Source organism: Streptomyces sp. NBC_01689, assembly GCF_036250675.1.
Lineage (GTDB): Bacteria > Actinomycetota > Actinomycetes > Streptomycetales > Streptomycetaceae > Streptomyces.
Genome location: NZ_CP109592.1, coordinates 2462138 through 2481562, shown reverse-complemented (window position 1 = coordinate 2481562; position 19425 = coordinate 2462138). Strand labels below are relative to the sequence as shown.

17 protein-coding genes are annotated in these 19425 nt (G+C 71.4%); 12 read left to right on the top strand and 5 right to left on the bottom strand.

Annotated elements, in window-relative coordinates; genetic code table 11:
• Positions 1 to 24: 24 nt before the first annotated feature.
• Complete coding sequence (locus tag OG776_RS10570; RefSeq protein ID WP_443077251.1) at positions 25 to 1491, bottom strand: aminopeptidase P family protein; 1467 nt, start codon at positions 1489 to 1491, stop codon at positions 25 to 27.
• 24 nt (positions 1492 to 1515) lie between these two features.
• Between OG776_RS10570 and OG776_RS10565 the strand changes: the two genes are divergently transcribed.
• The 12 genes from OG776_RS10565 (at position 1516) to OG776_RS10510 (ending at position 15876) form a co-directional block, all read left to right on the top strand.
• Positions 1516 to 2667, top strand: coding sequence for an NAD(P)/FAD-dependent oxidoreductase (locus OG776_RS10565; RefSeq protein WP_148013388.1), 1152 nt, complete (start codon positions 1516 to 1518; stop codon positions 2665 to 2667).
• Entirely contained in the window at positions 2664 to 2963 is a 300-nt protein-coding gene (locus OG776_RS10560; protein ID WP_148013387.1) for a (2Fe-2S)-binding protein, read from the top strand. Before OG776_RS10565 ends, OG776_RS10560 begins: the two co-directional genes overlap by 4 nt.
• On the top strand, positions 2953 to 4395 hold the full coding sequence (locus OG776_RS10555) for an NAD(P)/FAD-dependent oxidoreductase (protein WP_329320257.1): 1443 nt from the start codon (positions 2953 to 2955) through the stop codon (positions 4393 to 4395). Before OG776_RS10560 ends, OG776_RS10555 begins: the two co-directional genes overlap by 11 nt.
• Positions 4396 to 4750: 355 nt before the next feature.
• Entirely contained in the window at positions 4751 to 5647 is an 897-nt protein-coding gene (locus OG776_RS10550; protein ID WP_329320255.1) for a dihydrodipicolinate synthase family protein, read from the top strand.
• A gap of 50 nt (positions 5648 to 5697) precedes the next feature.
• Positions 5698 to 6699, top strand: coding sequence for a proline racemase family protein (locus OG776_RS10545; RefSeq protein ID WP_329320253.1), 1002 nt, complete (start codon positions 5698 to 5700; stop codon positions 6697 to 6699).
• A 163-nt stretch (positions 6700 to 6862) separates the two neighbouring features.
• Positions 6863 to 7567, top strand: a complete 705-nt coding sequence (locus OG776_RS10540; RefSeq protein WP_148013385.1) for a GntR family transcriptional regulator — start codon at positions 6863 to 6865, stop codon at positions 7565 to 7567.
• Between the two features lie 41 nt (positions 7568 to 7608).
• A complete protein-coding gene (locus OG776_RS10535) occupies positions 7609 to 8607 on the top strand; it encodes a LacI family DNA-binding transcriptional regulator (RefSeq protein ID WP_148013384.1) in 999 nt (332 codons plus the stop codon).
• 199 nt (positions 8608 to 8806) lie between these two features.
• Positions 8807 to 10156, top strand: coding sequence for an ABC transporter substrate-binding protein (locus OG776_RS10530; protein ID WP_148013383.1), 1350 nt, complete (start codon positions 8807 to 8809; stop codon positions 10154 to 10156).
• 8 nt (positions 10157 to 10164) lie between these two features.
• Positions 10165 to 11136, top strand: coding sequence for a carbohydrate ABC transporter permease (locus OG776_RS10525; protein WP_148013382.1), 972 nt, complete (start codon positions 10165 to 10167; stop codon positions 11134 to 11136).
• The gene (locus tag OG776_RS10520; RefSeq protein ID WP_148013381.1) at positions 11133 to 12008 is read left to right on the top strand and encodes a carbohydrate ABC transporter permease; all 876 of its coding nucleotides are present in this window, start codon (positions 11133 to 11135) and stop codon (positions 12006 to 12008) included. Before OG776_RS10525 ends, OG776_RS10520 begins: the two co-directional genes overlap by 4 nt.
• Positions 12009 to 12047: 39 nt before the next feature.
• Positions 12048 to 13649, top strand: a complete 1602-nt coding sequence (locus tag OG776_RS10515) for a glycoside hydrolase family 13 protein (RefSeq protein WP_148013380.1) — start codon at positions 12048 to 12050, stop codon at positions 13647 to 13649.
• 52 nt (positions 13650 to 13701) lie between these two features.
• Entirely contained in the window at positions 13702 to 15876 is a 2175-nt protein-coding gene (locus tag OG776_RS10510; RefSeq protein ID WP_148013379.1) for a discoidin domain-containing protein, read from the top strand.
• On the opposite strand, the gene OG776_RS10505 is transcribed toward OG776_RS10510, so the two are convergent.
• The 4 genes from OG776_RS10505 to OG776_RS10490 all read right to left on the bottom strand — a co-directional run bounded on the left by OG776_RS10505 (position 15845) and on the right by OG776_RS10490 (position 19273).
• Entirely contained in the window at positions 15845 to 16657 is an 813-nt protein-coding gene (locus OG776_RS10505) for an ABC transporter ATP-binding protein (protein WP_148013378.1), read from the bottom strand. The genes OG776_RS10510 and OG776_RS10505 overlap by 32 nt on opposite strands.
• Positions 16658 to 16677: 20 nt before the next feature.
• Positions 16678 to 17445 (bottom strand): ABC transporter permease, encoded by a 768-nt coding sequence (locus OG776_RS10500; protein WP_329323685.1) that lies wholly within the window; start codon positions 17443 to 17445, stop codon positions 16678 to 16680.
• Between the two features lie 86 nt (positions 17446 to 17531).
• Positions 17532 to 18305 carry an ABC transporter permease gene (locus OG776_RS10495; protein ID WP_329320246.1) on the bottom strand — a complete coding sequence of 258 codons (774 nt, stop codon included), beginning with the start codon at positions 18303 to 18305 and terminating at the stop codon, positions 17532 to 17534.
• A complete protein-coding gene (locus tag OG776_RS10490; RefSeq protein ID WP_148013376.1) occupies positions 18302 to 19273 on the bottom strand; it encodes an ABC transporter substrate-binding protein in 972 nt (323 codons plus the stop codon). The genes OG776_RS10495 and OG776_RS10490 overlap by 4 nt, the downstream gene beginning before the upstream one ends.
• Positions 19274 to 19425: the final 152 nt, after the last annotated feature.

Sequence of the window (19425 nt, the reverse complement as noted above, 5' to 3'; positions counted from 1 at the left end):
GGCCCCGGCCCGCGGACGGCCCGGTCAGCCGGCGAACTCCCGCATCCAGGCCTCCACTTCGGCGGACGACCGGGGCAGCCCGGCCGACAGGTTCTCGTAGCCGTCGGCGGTGACCAGCAGGTCGTCCTCGATCCGGACGCCGATCCCGCGCCACTCCTCGGGCACGGTCAGGTCGTCGGACTGGAAGTAGAGCCCCGGCTCGACGGTCAGCACCATGCCCGGCTCCAGCACTCCGTCGACGTAGTCATCGGTGCGGGCCCGGGCACAGTCGTGCACGTCGAGGCCGAGCATGTGGCCGGTGCCCGCCATGGTGAAGCGGCGCTGCAGGCCGAGTGCGCAGGCGCGCTCGGCCGGGCCCTCGACCAGGCCCCAGGTCACCAGCCGTTCGGTCAGGGAGCGCTGCGCCGCCTCATGGAAGTCGCGGTACCGGGCGCCCGGCTTCACCGCGGCCATCCCGGCCTCCTGGGCCTCGTACACCGCGTCGTAGACCCTCCGCTGGAGTGTGCTGAACGTGCCGCTGATCGGCAGGGTGCGCGTGACGTCGGCGGTGTAGAGGGTGTGGGTCTCCACGCCCGCGTCGAGCAGCAGCAGTTCACCCGGCCGGACCGGGCCGTCGTTGTCCGTCCAGTGCATGATCGTGGCATGCTCGCCGGCGGCGCAGATGGACCCGTAGCCGACGTCGTTGCCCTCGACCCGGGCGCGGCGGAAGAACGTGCCCTCGATCCATCGCTCCGAGGTGGCCACCGCCCGCGACAACTCCCGCACGACATCGGTGAATCCGCGCACCGTGGCGTCCACGGCCCGGCGCATCTCGCCGATCTCCCAGGCGTCCTTGACCAGTCGCAGACCGGACAGGGCCTCCTCCAGTCCGGCGTCCCGCTCGGCGTCCGCCCCGGGCGCCGCGTCCAGCACGGGATCGTGGCCGCGTACGACCCGGGTCGGTGTGCGGGTGTCCCGCAGGTGCTCGGGGAGGGTGCGGATGTCCCGGCAGGGGAGGCCGAGTTCACGTTCCGACTCGGCGAGCGAGCGTCGCCGCCCCGTCCACAGCTCGGCGGTCGCGCCCGTCCAGAACTCGTCGGTGTCCCGGCCGTCACGGGGAAGCCGGTAGCAGTACGCGTCGTGACCGCCCCCGGGCCGGGGTTCGAGGACCAAGGCGCAGTCCCGGGACCGGTCACCCGTCAGATGGGCGTAGCCGGTGTACGGGCGGAAGGGGTAGTGGCTGTCGTTCGAGCGGACCCTGAGGCCTCCGGAGGGGACGACGAGTCGCTCGCCGGGGAAGAGCGCACTCAGCGCCGCGCGGCGGCGGGCCGCGTAGGGCGCCTGTTCGACCGGCCGCAGGTCCCGCAGTTCGGTGTCCGCCCAGCCGGTTCGCATCACGGCGGACAGCTCCCCGGACATCTCTCGGTACAGGCCGTTCTTCCGTGCCTTGGTCACGGTGGACACCTCTTCCGTCGATCGGTCCGGGCAGCTCCCGGCACTGTTCCCAGCCATAGAAGCATGTGACATAGTACTGATGTGAGTAAGCGACTGACCTGCGATGTCGTGGTGGTCGGAGCCGGAATGGTGGGCGCCGCCTGTGCCCTCTACACGGCTCGGGCCGGCCTCGACGTGGCCGTCGTGGACCGTGGCCCGGTGGCGGGCGGCACCACCGGAGCCGGCGAGGGCAACCTGCTCGTCTCCGACAAGCCGCCCGGCCCCGAACTCGACCTCGCGCTCCTGTCGGCACGCCTGTGGGCCGGACTGGGGGAGGAACTGGGCGGCGCCGTCGAGTACGAGCCCAAGGGCGGCGTCGTGGTGGCCGCCACGCCCGAAGGGCTCACCGCGCTCGAGGAGTTCGCGGCGGGGCAGCGATCGGCCGGTGTCTCGGCCGTACCGGTCCCGGCGGACCGGCTCCGCGATCTGGAACCCTATCTGGCGCCCGGACTGGCGGGCGCCGTGCACTATCCGCAGGACACCCAGGTGATGCCGGCGCTGGCCGCCGCACACCTGCTGCGTGCTTCGGGCGCCCGGCTGCTCACCGGCCGGACCGTGACCGAGGTGCTGCGCGGTACGGGCGGATCGGTCCGGGGCGTGCGCACCGACCGTGGAGACCTGCACGCGCCGGTGGTGGTCAACGCGGCCGGGACCTGGGGCGCCGAGGTGGCCGCGCTCGCGGGGGTACGGCTGCCCGTGCTGCCCCGGCGCGGCTTCGTGCTGGTGACCGAGCCGCTGCCCCCGCGGGTACGGCACAAGGTGTACGCCGCGGACTACGTCGCCGACGTGGCCAGCGACTCGGCCGCGCTGCAGACCTCGCCGGTCGTGGAGGGCACGGCGGCCGGCCCGGTGCTGATCGGCGCCAGCCGCGAACGGGTGGGCTTCGACCGTTCCTTCTCCCTGCCGGCCGTACGGGCGCTGGCGGCGGGGGCGATCGGGCTCTTCCCGTTCCTGGCGGAGGTCCGCGCCCTGCGGACGTACCTGGGGTTCCGCCCGTACCTGCCCGATCACCTGCCCGCCATCGGTCCCGACCCGCGGGTGCCCGGACTCCTCCACGCCTGCGGGCACGAGGGCGCAGGCATCGGGCTCGCGGCCGGGACCGGGCATCTCATCGCCCAGGTGCTCACCGGCGGGCCGACCGACCTGGACCTCACGCCCTTCGGACCCGACCGTTTCGCGCAGGAGGCCGTGTGAATCCCCTGGAACTGGCGGGCGCCGAGCCGGGCCCCGCGTTCACCGTCACGCTGGACGGCCGCGCGGTCGCGGCGCTGCCGGGACAGACCGTCGCCGCCGCGCTGTGGACGGCGGGCATCACCTCCTGGCGCACCACCCGTGGTTCGGGCCGCCCCCGCGGCGTCCTCTGCGGTATCGGCGTCTGTTTCGACTGTCTGGTGACCGTCAACGACCGCCCCAACCAACGGGCTTGTCTGGTGCCGGTGCGACCGGGCGACACGATCCGTACACAGGAGGGGAACGGACATGGCGACTGAGCGGACGCGTCTCGCGGTGATCGGCGCGGGTCCCGCGGGCCTGGCCGCCGCCCTGGCCGCGGCGGGGCGCGGGATCCGGGTCACCCTGATCGACTCGGCCGCCCGGGCGGGCGGACAGTTCTACCGGCAGCCGGCGACCGGACTGCGGGCACGGCGCCCGGGGGCCCTGCACCACCGGTGGCGGACCTGGGAGAGGCTCGCGCGGGCACTCGCCGCCCAGGTGGAGGCGGGCACGATCACTCACCTGACGGATCATCATGTATGGCTGATGGAGAGCCGGGTGGCACGCTCCGAGGCGGCCCATCCGCCCACGGACCCCGGCGGCTTCGTGGTGCACGCGCTCGAAGGACCTCTTCAGGAGGAGCCCCGCGCGGTCCGCGCCGACGCGGTCCTGCTCGCCACCGGCGGCTACGAGAAGGTGCTGCCCTTCCCCGGCTGGACCCTCCCCGGCGTCGTCACCGCGGGCGGCGCGCAGGCCATGCTCAAGGGGGCCCTCGTCGTGCCGGGACGCACGGCCGTGGTGGCCGGCACCGGCCCGCTGCTGCTGCCCGTCGCGACCGGGCTCGCCGCGGCCGGCGTCGAGGTCGCCGCGCTCGTCGAGTCGGCCGACCCGCGGGCGTTCCTGCGCCACGCGGCGGCGCTGGCCGCGCGGCCGGGCAAGGTCGCCGAGGGCGCCGGGTACGCGGCCCGGCTCCTCCGGCACCGCGTCCCCCTGCGCACGCGGCACACCGTCGTCGAGGCGCACGGCGACGACCGGCTTGTGGCCGTGACCGTCGCCGCGCTCGACGGGGACGGACAGGTCAGGCCCGGCACCGGGCGGCGCATCCCGTGCGACTCACTCGCGATCGGGCACGGCATGCTGCCGCACACCGATCTCGCCGACTCACTCGGCTGCCGCGTCGAGGGGCCCGGGGTAAGGGTAAGGGTCGACGAGGAGCAGCGGACCGACGTACCCGGCGTGTGGGCCGCGGGGGAGACCACCGGGGTCGGCGGCGCGGCCCTGTCGTTCGCCGAGGGCCACATCGCGGGCGTCTCCGTCGCCGCGCGGCTGCGCGGCGCGGCACCCGACCCCCGCGACACGTCGGCGGCCGCCGCGTCCCGCGGGCGGCTGCGGGCGTTCTCCGCCGTGCTCGACGCCGTCTACGCGCCGCCCGTCCGGTGGACGGAACGGATCACGGACGAGACCGTCGTCTGCCGCTGCGAGGAGGTCACCGGCGGGGCGGTGCGGGCGGCCGTCGAGGAACTCGGCGCGGGCGATGTTCGGACCGTGAAGCTGCTCACCCGCGCGGGGATGGGCTGGTGCCAGGGCCGGATGTGCGAGCCCGCGGTCGCCGGGCTCACCGGGTGCGAACAGGCACCCGTACGACGGCTGTTGGCACGCCCCGTCCCGCTCGGCGTGCTCGCCGCGTCCGGGGAGCCGACGGACGACTGACCGCCGCGCCGGCCGCCCGGCACCCCGTCCGCGACCCCGCTCGCCCGCCCGTACGGACGCGGTCAGGGCCGGCACCGCGCAGCCGGGCAGGACCGCACCCGGGGCGCAGCACGTCCCACGCCACCGCTCCACGACAACGGGCGCCCGGCACCCGACCACGAGAACCAGCACCCGGCACTCGGCACCCGACCACGAGAACCAGCACCCGGCACTCGGCACCCGACCACGAGAACCGGCACCCGGCACCCGACCACGGCGTTCCGCCACAGCACTCGACCACGGCATCCGCTCACAGCACTCAGTCGCCGTACGCGACCTCAGTAAAATGTCACACCCCATGGAGAGGGAACCGCTGATGACCCCTACCGAGAACCGACCCTGGCGTGGCGTCCTCGTCGCCACCGCGCTCCCGCTGAACGACGACCTCTCCGTGAACCACGACCGGTACGCGGAGCACTGTGCCTGGCTCGTGGAGAACGGCTGCGACGGCGTCGTCCCCAACGGCTCGCTCGGCGAGTACCAGGTGCTCACGCCGGAGGAGCGGGCCCGGGTCGTCGAGACGGCCGTGTCGGCGGTCGGCGGCTCCCGGGTGATGCCCGGGGTGGCGGCATACGGCTCCGCCGAGGCCCGCCGCTGGGCCGAACAGGCCCGTGACGCCGGCTGCGGGTCCGTGATGCTGTTGCCGCCCAACGCCTACCGTGCCGACGAGCGTTCCGTCCTCGCGCACTACGCGGCGGTCGCGGAGGCGGGCCTCCCGGTCGTCGCCTACAACAACCCGATCGACACCAAGGTCGACCTGGTGCCCGAACTCCTCGCGAAGCTTCACGCGGAAGGCTTCGTCCAAGGGGTCAAGGAATTCTCCGGCGACGTCCGCCGCGCCTACCGGATCGCCGAACTCACTCCCGAACTGGATCTGTTGGTCGGCGCGGACGACGTCCTCCTGGAGCTGGCCGTCGCGGGCGCCAAGGGCTGGGTGGCCGGCTACCCGAACGCGCTGCCGGCCGCGAGCGTCGAGCTCTACCGGGCCGCCGTCAAGGGCGACCTCGACACGGCCGGCCGGCTCTACCGCCTGCTGCACCCGCTGCTGCGCTGGGACTCCCGGGTCGAGTTCGTCCAGGCCATCAAACTGTCCATGGACATCGTCGGCCGTCCCGGCGGCCCGGTGCGCCCGCCGCGCGTCCCGCTGCTGCCCGAGCAGGAGGCCGCCGTGCGCGCGGCCACCGAGCAGGCCGTCGCGGCCGGACTCGGCTGAGCCGCCCCACCGTCCCCCGCCCGCCCCGCCCACCAGGAGTTACGGACCTCATGCGCAGCAAACTCGTCCTGCACGCCGTCGACTCGCACACCGAGGGGATGCCCACCCGGGTGATCACCGGCGGCATCGGCACCGTCCCCGGCGCGACGATGAACGAGCGGAGGTTGTACTTCCGCGAACACCGCGACGACATCAAGCAGTTGCTGATGAACGAGCCGCGCGGCCACGCGGCGATGAGCGGCGCCGTGCTGCAGCCCTCCACCCGCCCGGACTGCGACTACGGGGTGCTCTACATCGAGGTCTCGGGTTACCTCCCGATGTGCGGGCACGGGACCATCGGCGTCGCCACCGTCCTGGTGGAGACCGGCATGGTCGAGGTCGTCGAGCCCGTCACCACCATCCGGCTCGACACCCCGGCCGGGCCCGTCGTCGCCGAGGTCGAGGTCGAGGACGGCTCCGCGAGGGCGGTCACGCTCAGGAACGTGCCGTCCTTCTCGGCCGGACTCGACCGCAAGGCCACCCTGGCCGACGGCCGGACGGTGACCTACGACCTCGCGTACGGCGGCAACTTCTACGCGATCCTGCCGCTGGAACAGCTCGGACTGCCCTTCGACCGCTCCCGCCAGGACGACATCCTCAAGGCGGCCCTGTCCCTCATGGAGGCGATCAACGAGGAGGACGAACCGGTCCACCCCGAGGACCCGACGATCCGGGGCTGCCACCACGTCCACCTCTACGCGCCGGGTGCCACCGCACGGCACTCACGGCACGCGATGGCGATCCACCCCGGCTGGTTCGACCGCTCGCCCTGCGGCACCGGTACCAGCGCGCGGATGGCGCAGCTGCACGCGCGCGGTGAACTGCCGCTGCACACCGAGTTCGTGAACGAGTCGTTCATCGGGACGCGGTTCACGGGCCGGCTGCTGGGCGCCACCGAGGTCGCCGGTGTCCCCGCCGTGCTGCCCAGCTTCACCGGCCGCGCCTGGATCACCGGAACCGCCCAGTACCTGCTGGACCCCTCCGATCCCTTCCCGGCCGGATTCGTCCTCTGACGGCCCCGCGGGCCGGGCGGCACCGGCAGACGGCGCCGCCCGGCCCGCACGACACACCCCGGTGCCGCGGGGGATACTGGGTGGCACGTGCCCGGGTGGCACGTGACATTGCACCAGCCGCCGCGGACCGGTCCGCGCGCCGGCCCGTACGAGGAGACGCCCCATGCCCGCCCAGCGCAGCAGCGCACCCTCCGCCGCTCCGGCCGCCCTGCCCACGCTCGGCGGCAAGAAGAGCAGCTACCGCGAGCGCGTCGCCGACGCCCTGCGGGCCGCGCTGATCGCGGGCGAACTGCGGGCCGGCGAGGTCTACTCCGCGCCGACGCTCGCGGCCCGCTTCGGCGTCTCGGCGACACCCGTGCGCGAGGCCATGCTCGATCTCGCCAAGGAGGGTCTGGTCGACGCCGTGCCCAACAAGGGGTTCCGGGTCACGGCGGTCTCCGAGAAGCAGCTCGACGAGTACACGCACATCCGCTCCCTCATCGAGATCCCCACCACGGTGCAGCTGGCCACCACCGCCGACCGGGTCTCCCTGGAGGCGCTGCGCCCCGCGGCCCGGGAGATCGTGACCGCGGCGGCGGCCGGCGACCTGATCGCGTACGTCGAGGCGGACATCCGCTTCCACCTCGGCCTGCTCGCGCTCGCCGGCAACGCGCATCTGGTGGAGGTGGCCGGCGACCTGCGCAAGCGCTCCCGGCTCTACGGTCTCAACGCCCTCGTCGAGGCGGGCCGCCTCCAGGACTCCGCGGAGGAACACCTCGAACTCCTCGACGCTCTCCTGGACCGGGACGGCGAGGCCGTGCGCAGAGTCATGACCCGGCACCTGGGTCACGTCCGGGGCCTGTGGGCGGCGGGCACTTCGATGGCTTGATTACGCAAGTCGTTTGCATTTCTTGCGGTATTCTTGCGCTCATGACACGACGACTTGCTCAGGTGGCGAAAAAGGTCGGGGTCAGCGAGGCCACGGTCAGCCGGGTGCTCAACGGCAAGCCGGGCGTCTCGGACTCCACCCGGCAGGCGGTGCTCTCCGCGCTGGACGTGCTCGGCTACGAGAGGCCCACCCAGCTCCGCGGCGAGCGCGCGCGCCTGGTGGGCCTCGTCCTGCCCGAGCTGCAGAACCCGATCTTCCCGGCGTTCGCCGAGGTGATCGGCGGGGCGCTGGCCCAGCTCGGGCTGACCCCGGTGCTGTGCACCCAGACCAAGGGCGGCGTCTCCGAGGCCGACTACGTGGACCTGCTGCTCCAGCAGCAGGTCTCCGGCGTGGTGTTCGCGGGCGGTCTCTACGCGCAGGCCGACGCGCCCCACGACCACTACCGCCGGCTCGCGGAGCGGCACATCCCGGTGGTGCTGGTCAACGCGGCCATCGGGCACCTCGGTTTCCCGGGCGTCTCCTGCGACGACGCGGTGGCCGTCGAACAGGCCTGGCGGCACCTCGTCTCGCTCGGCCACGAGCGGATCGGCCTGGTGCTCGGACCCGCGGACCACATCCCCTCCGGCCGCAAGCTGGCGGCGGTGCGCAGCCTCGCGCCCGAGCTGCCCGACGAGTGCATCGGCCGGGCCATGTTCTCCATCGAGGGCGGTCAGGCGGCGGCCTCCCGGCTCATCGACCGCGGGGTCACCGGCTTCATCTGCGCGAGCGACCCGCTCGCCCTCGGCGTGGTGCGGGCCGCCCGCCGCAAGGGGCTCGACGTGCCGTCACAGGTGTCGGTCGTCGGGTACGACGACTCCGCGCTGATGAACTGCACCGAACCGCCGCTGACCACCGTGCGCCAGCCCATCGAGGCCATGGGCCGGGCGGCCGTCGAGTTGCTGAACGCGCAGATCGGCGGGAGCAGCGTGACCCCCGAAGAGCTGCTGTTCGAACCCGAGCTGGTGGTGCGGGGGTCGACCGCGCAAGCACCCCGTCCGTGAGATCCGGCGGACGGCGTGAGCGGCCGGTCGTCGGCATGCGTCGACCGCGCAAGCGCCCCGCCGCCGAGATCCATTCTCCTGTCAAATAATTACAGATTCTGCGTGACATCTTGCGCACCCCTGTCGGCGGTGCTTGAGTGTGCGGCGCCCACCGCTCCTGCCCAAGCGCCCAACCGCTCCTGCCCAAAGGGGTCCACCGATGAGAAATCCCGGGTTCCGCCGTACCTTCGTGGTCTTCACGGCGTCCGCTTTCGCGCTCACCGCCACTGCCTGCGGTTCGAGTGACGACGGTTCCGCGGGTGGCAAGACCCGCATCACGGTCAACTGCGAACCGCCCAAGAGCGCCAAGGTCGACCGCTCGTTCTTCGAGGCCGACGTCAAGGCCTTCGAGAAGGCCAACCCGGACATCGACGTCGTCACCCATGACGCGTTCCCGTGTCAGGACCCCAAGACCTTCGACGCCAAGCTCGCCGGAGGTCAGATGGAGGACGTGTTCTACACGTACTTCACCGACGCCAAGCACGTCGTCGACGTCAACCAGGCCGCCGACATCACCAAGTACGTCAAGGAACTCAAGAGCTACAGCACCATCCAGCAGCAGCTGCGCGACATCTACACCGTCGACGGCAAGATCTACGGTGTCCCGCGCACCGGCTACTCGATGGGCCTCATCTACAACAAGGCGCTCTTCGAGAAGGCCGGTCTCGACCCGAACAAGGCCCCGGCCACCTGGGACGAGGTGCGCGCCGACGCCAAGAAGATAGCCGCGCTCGGCAAGGGCACCGTCGGCTACGCCGACTACAGCGCCCAGAACCAGGGCGGCTGGCACTTCACCGCCGAGCTCTACTCGCAGGGCGGCGACGTCGTCGGCCCGGACGGCAAGTCGGCGAACATCGACACCCCCGAGGGCAAGGCCGTCCTGCAGAACCTGCACGACATGCGCTGGACCGACAACTCCATGGGCAGCAAGCAGCTTCTCGTCATCAACGACGTCCAGCAGATGATGGGCTCAGGGAAGCTCGGCATGTACCTCTCCGCGCCGGACAACATCCCGATCCTCGTCAAGGAGAAGGGCGGCAACTACAAGGACCTCGCCCTCGCGCCCATGCCCGGCGGCAAGGGCACGCTCATCGGCGGCGACGGCTACATGTTCAACAAGAAGGACTCGCCCGCGCAGATCAGGGCCGGCCTCAAGTGGCTGGAGCACATGTTCCTGACGCCCGGCAAGGGCTTCCTCGGCGACTACGCCCGCGCCAAGCAGAACAACGCCCCGGTCGGCCTGCCCGAGCCGCGTCTGTTCACCGGCGCCGCGGACGCCAAGGACCAGGAGGTCAAGAAGGCCAACGCGAACGTGCCGGTGGAGAACTACCAGTCCTTCCTCGACGGCAACCAGAGCCTGCAGATGAAGATCGAGCCGCCGCAGGCCCAGCAGATCTACTCCGTCCTCGACGGCGCCGTGTCCGCGGTCCTCACCAAGAAGGACGCCGACATCGACCAGCTCCTCAAGGACGCCTCCGGCAAGATCGACTCCATCCTGGCCCGAGGCTGACACCGTTCATGAAGACCGCATCGAAGCCCCCCGCAGCGTTTCCTCCGGCCGCCGCAGGCGCGCCGGAGGCGCCGCGGTCGGCCAGGCGCCGGCCCGGGACCCCCTGGCGCCGGCGCCTGGCCGACCAGTCTCGGGCCTACGCCTTCCTGATCGGCGGTGTGCTCTGCTTCGCGCTGTTCTCCTGGTACCCGGCGATCCGCGCGGTCGTGATCGCCTTCCAGAAGTACACGCCGGGCAGCGGCGGCGAATGGGTCGGCACCGCCAACTTCACCCGGGTCTTCCACGACCCGGAGTTCACCGCCGCCTGGCGCAACACCCTCACCTTCACCCTCCTCGCCCTGCTCATCGGGTTCGCCGTCCCGTTCGTGACGGCCCTGGTGCTCAACGAACTCCGGCACGCGAAGGCCTTCTTCAGAGTCGTGGTCTATCTGCCGGTGATGATCCCGCCGGTGGTCAGCGCCCTGCTGTGGAAGTGGTTCTACGATCCCGGAGCGGGCCTCGCCAACGAGACGCTGCGCTTCCTGCACCTGCCGACCTCCAACTGGTCCAACGGCGCCGACACCGCCCTCGTCTCGCTGGTGATCGTCGCGACCTGGGCCAACCTCGGCGGCACCGTCCTCATCTACCTCGCCGCGCTCCAGAGCATCCCCGGTGAGCTGTACGAGGCGGCCGAGCTGGACGGCGCGAACCTCTTGCAGCGCATCCGGCACGTGACGATCCCGCAGACCCGCTTCATCATCCTCATGCTGATGCTGCTGCAGATCATCGCCACCATGCAGGTGTTCACGGAGCCGTTCGTGATCACCGGCGGCGGCCCCGAGGACAAGACCGTCACGGTGCTCTACCTGATCTACAAGTACGCCTTCCTCTACAACGACTTCGGCGGAGCCTGCGCGTTGAGCGTCATGCTGCTCGTCCTGCTCAGCGCCTTCTCCGCGGTGTACCTGAGGCTGACCCGCTCGGAAGGGGACGACGCATGAGCACACGCACCCTGGTCTCCCCCCTCACCCTGGCCCGCCCCCGCGGCAAGGCCGTGTACTGGACGGTCTTCGGCGGGGTGGTCCTGCTCTTCGCGCTCGCCTTCCTCTTCCCCGTGTACTGGATGGTGACCGGCGCCATGAAGTCGCCGGACGAGGTGACGCGCACCCCGCCGACCCTCGTGCCGCACGGCTTGCACCTGGGCGGCTACACCGACGCCTGGGACCTGATGGACCTGCCCACGCACCTGTGGAACACGGTCGTGCAGGCGGCGGGCGCCTGGGTCCTGCAGCTCGTCTTCTGCACCGCCGCCGCGTACGCCCTCTCCAAGCTGAAGCCGGCCTTCGGCAAGGTGGTCCTCGGCGGCATCCTCGCCACCCTGATGGTCCCCGCCCAGGCGCTCGTGGTCCCGAAGTACCTGACCGTCGCGGACCTGCCCCTCATCCACACCAGCCTGCTGAACTCACCGCTCGGCATCTGGCTGCCGGCCGTCGCGAACGCCTTCAACCTCTACCTCCTCAAGCGCTTCTTCGACCAGATCCCGCGCGACGTCCTGGAGGCCGCCGAGATCGACGGCGCCGGGAAGCTGCGCACCCTGTGGTCGATCGTGCTGCCGATGTCCCGGCCCGTCCTCGGAGTCGTGTCGATCTTCGCCCTGGTCGCCGTCTGGCAGGACTTCCTGTGGCCGCTGATGGTGTTCTCCGACACCGACAAGCAACCCATCAGCGTGGCTCTCGTCCAGCTGTCGCAGAACATCCAACTGACCGTGCTGATCGCCGCGATGGTGATCGCGAGCATTCCCATGGTCGTGATGTTCCTGGTCTTCCAGCGGCACATCATCGCCGGGATCAGCGCGGGCAGCACCAAGGGCTGACGCCTGTACGTGACCCCCTCGAACGAAAGGCAACGCACCGTGGGACAGCCCCGCCCTGCCCGAAATCAGTCCGCGTGGTGGCGTTCAGCCGTCATCTACCAGGTGTACGTCCGCAGTTTCGCGGACGGCGACGGCGACGGCACCGGCGACCTCGCGGGCGTCCGCGCCAGACTTCCCTACCTGGCCGAACTCGGGGTGGACGCCCTGTGGTTCAACCCCTGGTACCGCTCACCCATGGCCGACGGCGGCTACGACGTGGCCGACTACCGCTCCATCGACCCGGCGTTCGGGACGCTCGCCGAGGCGGAGAAGCTCATCGCCGAAGCGCGCGAGCTGGGCATCCGCACCCTCGTCGACATCGTGCCCAACCACGTCTCCGACCAGCACCCCTGGTTCCGGGCGGCCCTCGCCGGCGGCCCGGAGCGGGAGCTGTTCCACTTCCGCCCCGGGCGCGGGGAGCACGGCGAGATCCCGCCCAACGACTGGCCCTCACAGTTCGCCGGCTCCGCCGAACCGGTCTGGACCCGGCTGCCCGACGGCGACTGGTACCTCCATCTCTTCACCCCCGAACAGCCCGACCTCAACTGGGCACACCCGGCGGTCCGCCAGGAACACGAGGAGATCCTGCGTTTCTGGTTCGAACGCGGCGTCGCGGGTGTCCGCATCGACTCGGCCGCCCTGCTGGCCAAGGACCCGGAGCTGCCCGACTTCGTCGAGGGCCGCGACCCGAACCCGTACGTCGACCGTGACGAGCTCCATGACATCTACCGCTCGTGGCGATCGGTCGCGGACGCCTACGACGGCATCTTCGTCGGCGAGGTCTGGCTGCCCGACACCGAGCGCTTCGCCCGCTACCTGCGCCCGGACGAGCTGCACACCGCGTTCAACTTCTCGTTCCTGTCCTGCCCCTGGGACGCCGCCCGGCTGCGCACCTCCATCGACGAGACCCTCGCCGAGCACGCGCCCGTCGGAGCGCCCGCCACCTGGGTGCTGTGCAACCACGACGTGACGCGCACGGTCACCCGCTACGGGCGCACCGACACCGGCTTCGACTTCACCGCCAAGGCCTTCGGCACCCCCACCGACCTGGCCCTCGGCGCCCGCCGGGCGCGCGCCGCCGCCCTGCTCTCGCTCGCCCTGCCCGGTTCCGTCTACATCTACCAGGGCGAGGAACTGGGTCTGCCCGAGGTCGAGTTGCCGCTCGACAGCATCCAGGACCCGATGCACTTCCGCTCCGGCGGAACGGACCCGGGGCGGGACGGCTGCCGGGTCCCGCTGCCCTGGGACGCCGAGGCCCCGTACGCCGGGTTCGGCGGCGAACCGTGGCTGCCCCAGCCCGCCGGCTGGGCCGACCACGCCGCCGACCGGCAGTCCGAGGACCCCGCCTCCATGCTGAACCTCTACCGCGCCGCGCTGCGCGTCCGCCGCGCCGAGCCGGGTTTCGGCGACGGGCCGCTCAGCTGGCGCCCCGCCGCCGAGGGTGTGCTGGCCTTCGCCCGCACCGACGGGCTGCTCTGCGTCGTCAACCTCGCCGGCGGACCGGTCGAGCTCCCCGAGTACTCCGAACTCCTGCTCAGCAGCGACCCGTTGACCGCCGGCGGGCTCCTTCCCCCGGACACGGCGGTGTGGCTGCGCGCCTGAGCCACCGGATGACGCACCGCTGTCCCCACCCCCCACTCGAAGGGATCAGCACATGCACAGCAGAACTGCCGGACGCGTGCCCCTGGCGTGCGCCGCGGCCGCGGCCCTCGCCGCGGGCATGCTCGCCGCCGCCACCACGGCCCACGCCGCGGTGGCGGCGGGCGCGAGCCTCCCCTTCACCTCGGTCGAAGCCGAGTCCGCCACCACCACCGGTACGAGGATCGGCCCCGACATCACCCAGGGGACCCTCGCCTCGGAGGCCTCCGGGCGGCAGGCCGTACGCCTCTCGGCCGGCCAGCGCGTCGAGTTCACCGCCCCGCGCGCGGCCAACGCGGTGAACGTCGCCTACAGCGTTCCCGACGGCCAGTCCGGCAGCCTCGACGTGTACGTCAACGGCACGAAGATCTCCCGCACGCTCGCGGTCACCTCCAAGTACTCCTACGTGGACACGTCCTGGATCGCCGGCGCCAGGCAGCACCACTTCTTCGACAACGCCCGGCTGCTGCTCGGCCAGAACGTCCAGGCGGGGGACAGGATCGCCTTCCAGGCCACCTCCACCCAGGTCACCGTCGACGTGGCCGACTTCGAACAGGTCGCCGCCGCGTCGGCCCGGCCCGCCGGGTCGGTGTCCGTCACCGACAAGGGCGCGGACCCCAGCGGCCAGGGGGACTCCACCCAGGCCTTCCGGGACGCGATCTCCGCCGCTCAGGGCGGTGTCGTCTGGATCCCGCCGGGTGACTACCGTGTGACGTCCTCGCTCAGCGGCGTCCAGAACGTCACGCTCCAAGGAGCCGGCGGCTGGTACTCCGTCGTCCACGCGTCCCGCTTCATCGACCAGGGCGGCTCCGCCGGCCGGGTCCACCTGAAGGACTTCGCGGTCATCGGCGAGGTCACCGAACGCGTCGACTCCAACCCGGACAACTTCGTCAACGGATCACTGGGCCCCGGGAGTTCGGTCTCCGGGATGTGGATCCAGCACCTCAAGGTAGGTCTCTGGCTGACCGGCAACAACGACAACCTCGTGGTCGAGAACAACCGCATCCTCGACACCACCGCGGACGGGCTCAACCTCAACGGCAACGCCCACGGCGTCCGCGTCAGCAACAACTTCCTGCGCAACCAGGGAGACGACTCGCTCGCCATGTGGTCGCTGAACGGCGCGGACAGCAACTCGAGCTTCGAGAACAACACCGTCTCGCAGCCGAACCTCGCCAACGGCATCGCGATCTACGGCGGCACGGACATCAGCGTCAGGAACAACCTGGTCTCCGACACCAACGCGCTGGGCAGCGGCATCGCCGTCTCCAACCAGAAGTTCCTCGACCCGTTCTCCCCGCTGGCCGGCACGATCACCGTCGACGGCAACACGCTCGTGCGGACCGGGGCGATCAACCCCAACTGGAACCACCCGATGGGCGCCCTGCGGGTCGATTCCTACGACAGCGCGATCAACGCGACTGTCAACATCACCGACACGACGATCACCGACAGCCCCTACAGTGCCTTCGAGTTCGTCTCCGGCGGCGGTCGTGGCCTCCCCACGTCCAACATCAACGTGACCGGGGCGACCGTGAAGAACACCGGGACGGTCGTCGTCCAGGCCGAGACACCGGGCTCCGCGAGGTTCAGCAACGTCCAGGCCACCGGCGTCGGGGCGGCTGGCATCTACAACTGCCCCTATCCGACCGGCTCGGGCACCTTCACGGTCGGCGACGGCGGCGGCAACTCCGGCTGGAGCAGTACCTGGTCGGACTGCTCGGCCTGGCCGCGGCCCGGTCAGGGCAACCCGCCCCCGGACCAGAACGCCAACCTGGCCAAGGGCCGCCCGGCCACCGCGAGCGGCTCCCAGGACGTCTACACACCGGGCAGGGCCGTCGACGGCGACGCGAACAGTTACTGGGAGTCCACCAACAACGCCTTCCCCCAGTCCTTCACCGTGGACCTCGGCTCCACACAGGCGGTCCGCCGGGTCGTCCTCAAGCTGCCGCCGTCCCCGGCCTGGGGCGCGCGCACCGAGACCCTCTCCGTGCTGGGCAGCACCGACGGGTCCGGCTTCTCCACCGTGGTCGGTTCGCAGGGCTACCGGTTCGACCCGGCGACCGGGAACACCGTGACGATCGCGCTGCCGGCCGGCACCGGCCTGCGCCATCTGCGGCTCTCCGTCACCGCCAACAGCGCCTGGCCGGCGGCCCAGTTCAGTGAAGTGGAGGCCTATCTCTCCTCGTGACAGCCGCCCCGCGCTTCGCCGACTGGATCTGCTCGTACACCTGGGTCCGCAACTCGGCGAAGCGCGGGGTCACCCGGGTGTGCAACTGGTCCCGCTCCTCGGGCAGGTCGACCTTCAGCTGCTCCCGTACGACGGTGGGGGAGGACGAGAGGATCAGGACCCGCTCACCCAGGTAGACGGCCTCGTCGATGTCGTGGGTCACGAACAGGATGGTCATCCCGCGTTGCCGCCACAACCGGCGGACCAGGTCCTCCAGGTCGGCCCGGGTCTGCGCGTCCACCGCCGCGAAAGGCTCGTCCATCAGCAGGACCTCGGGCTCGTAGGCCAGCGCCCGGGCGATCGCCACCCGCTGCTGCATCCCGCCGGAGAGCTGCCACGGATAGGCCCCCGCCGCGTCGGACAGACCGACCGACTCCAGCGCGTCCGCGACCAGTTCACGCCGCCGGGGTCTGCTCAGCCCCTTCTGCCTGAGCGGGAGTTCGACGTTCTCGCCGACCCGCATCCAGGGGAACAGACTGCGTCCGTACTCCTGGAACACGAACGCCATGCCGGGCGGCGGCCCGACCACCGGACGCCCGGCGAGCCGCACCTCGCCACCCGTCGGCGCGAGCAGCCCGCCCACGCACTTGAGGAGCGTGGTCTTGCCGCAGCCCGACGGGCCCACCAGACAGACGAGTTCACCCGTGTCCACCGTGAAGGTGAGATCGCCTACCGCCTCCACCCGGCGCCCCGACCCCTCGTAGACCTTCCGCAGACCGGTGACGACCAAAGACGCGTGCATGGACCGCCCTCTCGCGAGCGTCACGGGGACCGCCGGGAGGACTCCCGGAGGCCGTGGTACCAGCCCAGCGCCCGGCGTTCCACGAACTGGAAGACGACCGACAGCAGCAGGCCGAGCAGTCCCAGGACGAGGATCCCGGTCCACATGTCGGGGATCGCGAAACCGCGCTGGAACTGCACGATGGCGAAGCCGAGGCCGTTGCTGGCAGCGAACATCTCACTGATGACCATCAGGATGAGCCCGATGGACAGCGCCTGGCGCAGGCCCGCGAAGATCTGCGGGCTCGCCGAGCGCAGGACCACGTGCCGCAGCCGGGCGGCGCCCGTGACACCGTACGAACGTGCCGTCTCCGCCATCACGGAGTCGACGGCCCGTACGCCCTCGACCGTGTTGAGCAGGACCGGCCACAGACAGCCGCTCGCGATCACGACGATCTTCATCGTGTCACCGATGCCCGCGAACAGCATGATGACCGGCACCAGGACGGGCGGCGGCACCGCGCGCAGGAACTCCAGTGCCGGCTCGCAGAACGCCCGCACCCGCCGGTACGAGCCGATGACGGTGCCCAGTGCCACGCCCGCCACCGCCGCCGAGGCGTACCCCGCCAGCAGGCGCAGCACACTGGGCAGGACGTCCGTGCGCAGCCGTTCGCCGGTCCAGACGTCGGGAAAGGTCTTGAGGATGGTGCGCAGCGGCGGCCAGTAGACCGCGGTGCTGCCGTCGGACGCGATCCACCAGGCCGACACGAGCAGCGCCGGCAGCGCGACGACGAGCAGCGGACGCAGCAGGACGGCCCACCGTCCGCCGTACCGCGCGCGGGCGGCCGGGACCCCTGCGCCGGCCTTCGGTCGCGTCCGGCCGGAGCGGACGCTCCTCACACCGCCACCTCCCCGCGCACCGACTGGTGCCAGGCCAGCGCCCGTCGCTCCACCGCGCGGGCACCCCCGTTGATCAGCAGTCCGAGCAGACCGGTGACCACGACCAGCGCGTACAGGTCGGGGACTGCCTGGGAGGCCTGGGCGACCGCGATCCGCGCCCCCAGCCCCGGCGCTCCGATGACCAGTTCGGCGGTCACGGCGAGGATGAGGGCGACCGCCGCGGCCAGCCTCACCCCGGTCATCACATAGGGGAGCGCGGTGGGCCACAGGACGTGCCGGGTGCGCGCCCAGGGGCCGAGGCCGTACGAGCGCGCCGTCTCCTCCGCCACAGGGTCGACGTCGCGGACGCCGTAGAGGACCTGGACGAGGACCTGCCAGAAGGAGGCGTACACGACCAGCAGGAGGACGGAGCGCAGCTCGGTGCCGTACAGCAGGACGGCGAGGGGGATCAGCGCGACGGAGGGGATCGGGCGCAGGAACTCGATCGTGGAGGCCGTGGCCTCGCGCAGATACGGCACGACGGAGACCACCAGCCCCACGGCGACGCTCGCGACGACCGCGGCCGTGAGCCCCAGCGCCCAGCCGGTGAGGGTGTCGCCGAGCGCCGTCCAGAAGGCCCCGTCACCTGCCTCCCGGCCGAGCGCGGCGGCGATACGGCTGGTCGGCGGGAAGTAGGCCTCCTTGACGAGGCCGAGCCGCGGTGCCGCCTCGCCCAGCGCGAGGAGGACGGCGAGCCCGGCCGCGCCCAGCGCCGTGTCGGTACCCCTCACGGCAGCAGCGTGTCGAGATCGGGGGCCGACTTGAAGAGTCCGTCCCGCGCGCCCAGCTTCTCGAGCGCCTCGATCGAGGCACGGTTCGGCTCGGCCGGCCACTTCGGCAGGGTCACCTTCGCGAGGACCGCTGCGGGGATCTTCGTGTACGAGGTGACGACGGAACGGACCTCGTCGGGATGGGCGTCGGCGTAGGCGAGCGATTCCGCGGTGGCCTCCTGGAACCTCTTCACCACATCGGGGTTCTTCTGCGCGTACTGGGCGGACGTGAAGTACATGGCCACGGTGAGGTCCGGGGCGACGTCGACCAGGGAGGAGGCGATCTCCGTGCCGCCCTGGCTCTTGACGGTGGCGAGCGCGGGCTCGACCACCATCGCCGCGTCGATCCGGCCACCGTCCAGAGCGGCGGGCATCTGGTCGAAGGCCAGCTCGACGAAGTTCACCTCGGAGGGGTCACCGCCCGCCTTGCGCACCGATTCGCGCACCGCCGTCTCGTTGATGTTCTTCAGGGTGTTGACGGCGACCTTCTTCCCCTCCAGGTCCTTCGCCGACGTGAGGGCGCTGCCCTTCTTCACCGTGAGGGCGCCGAAGTCCTTGCCCGCCACGCCTGTCGAGGCGACGCCGTTGGCCACCGCCTTCACCGGTACGTTCTGGCTGCGGGCGATCATCAGCGAGGTCATGTTGGAGAAGCCGAACTGGAACTGGCCGCTGACGACGCCCGGGACGATCGCGGCGCCGCCCTGGGCGGTCGTCAGGGAGAGTCTCAGACCGTGGTTCGCGTAGAAGCCCTTCTTCTGACCCAGGTAGAGCGGCGCTACGTCGACGATGGGGATGATCCCGACCTTGACCGTGGTGGTGCCGCCGGACGACGTGTCCGTGCCCGGCGTTCCGGAGTCGTCGGACGAGCCGCAGGCCGACGCGGCGACCAGGAAGGCTCCGACCGCGAGACCGGCGAGCAGACGACGCATGGCTCCTCCTGTGCAGACGACGGTGTTCCGACAGGCTGTGCGCACACCGCACAGTGGTGCTCAGCGGAAGGTAGAACTCCTGTACGGCGGGGTCAATGCCCTTGGCTGACAATATTGTTGACAGTTACCGAAGCGTGCTCCCGGGGCGGGTG